Here is a 3,729-nt window from a genome sequence, read left to right on the forward strand (position 1 = left end):
TTTTCAGCGTAGCGCCCCGTGTCAGTGGGGTCGCATTATAGGGCGATCCGATTTTAGTGCAACCCTTTTTTCGGTTTTTTCTATTTATTTTTCAAATGCTTTTTAGCCCACCGAATCCTAACAACTTATCCACATTTTCTGTGGATAACCCACAGGAATTTCGGCTTTTGCTTTTCTTTATGGTAGATTACCGCCCCATTATTTACTCGTTCTTAGAAAAAGGCTAAATACATGGCTGATATCTTAAACTCGATAAGTGGTCTTTTATGGGGCCATCTACTTATCTACCTCTTAATAGCTGCAGGTGTATTCTTCACAATTAGACTTGGTTTTATTCAATTCACTCAATTCCCATATATGGTGAAGGTAATGATGCAAAGCCGCGAAGGTGCTGAAGATGGTATCTCCTCTTTTCAAGCATTCTGTACTTCACTCGCCGCACGGGTTGGTACCGGAAATATGGCAGGTGTTGGTGTTGCGCTCTATTTGGGCGGTCCTGGTGCTATATTATGGATGTGGCTCATTGCCTTGATTGGTATGGCGACTAGTTTTGCTGAAAGTTGCTTAGCGCAGCTATATAAGACAAAAGATGATGACGGAAACTTCCGTGGTGGCCCTGCTTATTATATGGAGCTAGGTTTAAAACGTAAGTGGATGGGGGTGTTATTCTCACTTTGCCTTATCCTTGCATTTGGTTTTGTCTTTAATGCAGTACAAGCCAACTCCATTGCTGCAGCATTTAACGTTGCCTTTGATGTGCCTAAATATGTGATGGGTATTGCGTTAGTAGCAGCTTCTGGGATTATCATCTTCGGAGGTTTAAAAACTATTGCACGCTTTGCCGAACTCGTCGTGCCTTTTATGGCCGTTGCTTATCTTATACTTGCACTTTACGTCTGTGCTGTGAACTTTGCGCAGCTACCAGATATATTCATGTTAATAGTAAAAAGTGCAATGGGTATTGAGCAAGCGGGTGCTGGTGCTATTGGCTACGCGGTAATGCAAGCGATGCTTCAAGGGATCAAGCGCGGCTTATTCTCAAATGAAGCGGGGATGGGTAGCGCAGCAAACGCTGCTGCTAGTGCAACACCAAATCCAAACCATCCAGCATCACAGGGTTATGTACAAATGCTAGGTGTATTTGTAGATACCATAGTGATCTGTACCGCGACCGCTTCGCTTATTCTTTTATCTGGTCAGCTCGAGCCAAACTCAGGTTTAACTGGCATTGAATTAACGCAATCTGCATTGGTTCATCATGTAGGAGAATGGGGCGCAATTTTCGTTGCGGTGGCTATTCTATTTTTTGCTTTTACTTCCATTGTTGCCAACTATAGCTATGCAGAAACCAACCTACTGTTCTTAGATCACCATTCAAAGAAAGGCATGATGGTATTTAGAGCTTGTGTATTAGGTATGGTAATGTTTGGTGCGGTAAGCGAACTTGGACTGGTTTGGACACTCGCTGATATTTCAATGGGCTTAATGGCTGTAGTAAACGTGGTTGCACTCTTTATGCTTCGCAAAGTCGTGCTATGGCTTGCCAACGATTATAAAAAGCAGCTTAAAGCTGGCGTAACCCCAGAGTTTGATCCTAGTACCAACCCTGAAGTAGAAAAAACACTACCAAAAAGTATTTGGACTAAATAGACCAATACAGCGCACTAGAGCTTATTTTTAGTGCGCTTTCTTCTTATAAAACTCAGGATTAATGACGAAGAACACAAAAATACGCCCTTGAGTTCATTTAATGTCCAAACAAACCAACCACTTATTGCCTTTCAAAAAAAAATCCGTATAGTAAAGCACAAGTCGGCATATAGCGCAGCTTGGTAGCGCACTGTCATGGGGTGTCAGGGGTCGCAGGTTCAAATCCTGCTATGCCGACCAGCTTTTCCTTACCCTATTCAATAAGTTATATAATTTATTCGTCTTACTTTTTCGCACTAAGCGTCAGCAATATCTAACTCTATATCGCACATTTATCGCACCATATTTATCTTAACTTAATTTCTATTTTTTGAGTTAGATTGGGTGTTGATTGGGGGGGATATATAGGAAGACAGCTAATGGCACCTTTGTTACCTTCCTCACGATAAAATTTTATAGAAGCTTTTCAGATAAATAATTTGTAATAGGCGGGCAATGAATCGTGGCAGCTCATATATGACCTTATGCTTTTGGTGGTAACTAAGTTAGATTAACGTCTGAGAGGTAGGCTTTAGCGAATGGCGGACTTTAAACTTATCTATCAAAGCTGTTGCTATATTCGGCATAAGCACTTTCCCCATATTCAGAAACATGGGCAAGTTGCGCTTTTTTGTCCTTAAACCACTTTATAACATTTCAATAATTTCTCTAACTAGTAATGAGTTATCTAATTTGCTATTAATAAGAAAAGTAAGCAATAGCGCGGCAAAAGAATGCGCAAGTTGCACACAATTAAAATGTTATGTTTTCGAGGTTTAAAAAAGAATTCTTAGGTTAACGGTTAGTGGCGAGGGTTCGAATCCTACCCTGCTTATTTTGTTCCTAGCTGTCTGTACTTTGCTGATGGTTTTTAGCTATATCAAAAATCGTATGTTAACAACATTGGACTCGGGCCAAAATCCTGAGAAGGAGGATAGCATTATGGGAAAAGCAAAGTGTGTAGTAGCTTCAGTAATTGATGTATTTCAGGCGCTGGGAACAAGTTTTGTTGCCTTTGGTGGGCCGCTAACCTAAGAGTTTTAATTTCAATATAAACATAACCACCTAAACCCAGTGAAGAAAAAACAATAATATCAAGGATTTGAGCTGTGATTTTCAAGTTTTGGGCAAATCTCCCATATAAAGAATGCGTACATCCCGATGACAAAGAAGTCATAGAGAAATACAAAGATATTTTTGAATTACATGTACCGCCAGGTCACATTAACGGAAACCTTAAAACGGCCCCTGTTATTGCGCTCTTTCTGAATCCTGGCTTTGAAAATGAAGATAAGCAGGGGTTCGAAGATGAGAGTTGTAGAACACTTCTGTTTGAACAAATCAAAGGAGAAAGTGACTTTCCTCTTTGGTTCAAGCGATGGAGAGAATGGTTCTTACCACGAGCAAGACTTGATGGAATGACAGACGAAGAGGTTGCGAAGAATGTCTCAATATTCAATGTTTGCTCCTATGCATCGAAAGATGCAAAACAATTAAAACCTTCAATTCTAAATAACCTACCAAGCACTCAGGTAGCTATTGATTACTTGCATCAGGTATTGATTCCCCAAGCCCAAAGAGGTGAACGCTTCATTGTCGTGTGCAGAGCAGCTTGGGCATGGAAGCTCGACAAGTCCATCGAGTGCGACACAATTAAATTTGTAAAAAACCCTAGAGGCGGTTATTTTGGACCTGAAATTCGAGCGCAAATTAAGGAATGGTTGAACTCTAAGTAAGGAACACTAGCTTAATAAGTTAAATATAAATGAATTGCCACCGTTCGTAAATGGACTCATGCTGTCAGATACTATTAACCTCTTCTGGCAGACCAAGTTAAGACTTACTTAAATAATTTACACCTTTCGTTGGTTTGAAAATTCCGGTATTTACCCTGAGCAAATCCAATACCTCTTTACAGTTCGTAACCCTAACCCAGTCCTTTTCGAAACTTGCCTCTGAGTAGGCTTTTTGTAAGCGTACGGCTAACTACACCTAGAGGCTAACATGCCAGGGCAGTAAACTGTCGATATCGCACTGTGG

Annotated in this window: 2 protein-coding genes and 1 tRNA gene; all 3 read left to right on the top strand. The window is 40.7% G+C overall.

The window, feature by feature from the left end; genetic code table 11:
* The first annotated feature begins 231 nt into the window (after positions 1-231).
* The 3 genes from CKO50_RS23365 (at position 232) to CKO50_RS23375 (ending at position 3,425) form a co-directional block, all read left to right on the top strand.
* Positions 232-1,650 carry a sodium:alanine symporter family protein gene (locus CKO50_RS23365; protein WP_095730094.1) on the top strand — a complete coding sequence of 473 codons (1,419 nt, stop codon included), beginning with the start codon at positions 232-234 and terminating at the stop codon, positions 1,648-1,650.
* 163 nt (positions 1,651-1,813) lie between these two features.
* A tRNA-Pro gene (locus CKO50_RS23370) sits at positions 1,814-1,890 on the top strand.
* Positions 1,891-2,798: 908 nt separating this feature from the next.
* On the top strand, positions 2,799-3,425 hold the full coding sequence (locus CKO50_RS23375) for a hypothetical protein (RefSeq protein WP_095730095.1): 627 nt from the start codon (positions 2,799-2,801) through the stop codon (positions 3,423-3,425).
* Positions 3,426-3,729: the final 304 nt, after the last annotated feature.

Source organism: Pseudoalteromonas sp. HM-SA03 (assembly GCF_002289345.1).
Taxonomy (GTDB): Bacteria; Pseudomonadota; Gammaproteobacteria; order Enterobacterales; family Alteromonadaceae; genus Pseudoalteromonas.

Excerpts from the sequence above, each read along its gene's own strand:
- CKO50_RS23365 (WP_095730094.1), top strand. The coding sequence starts at position 232 with ATGGCTGATATCTTAAACTCGATAAGTGGTCTTTTATGGGGCCATCTA.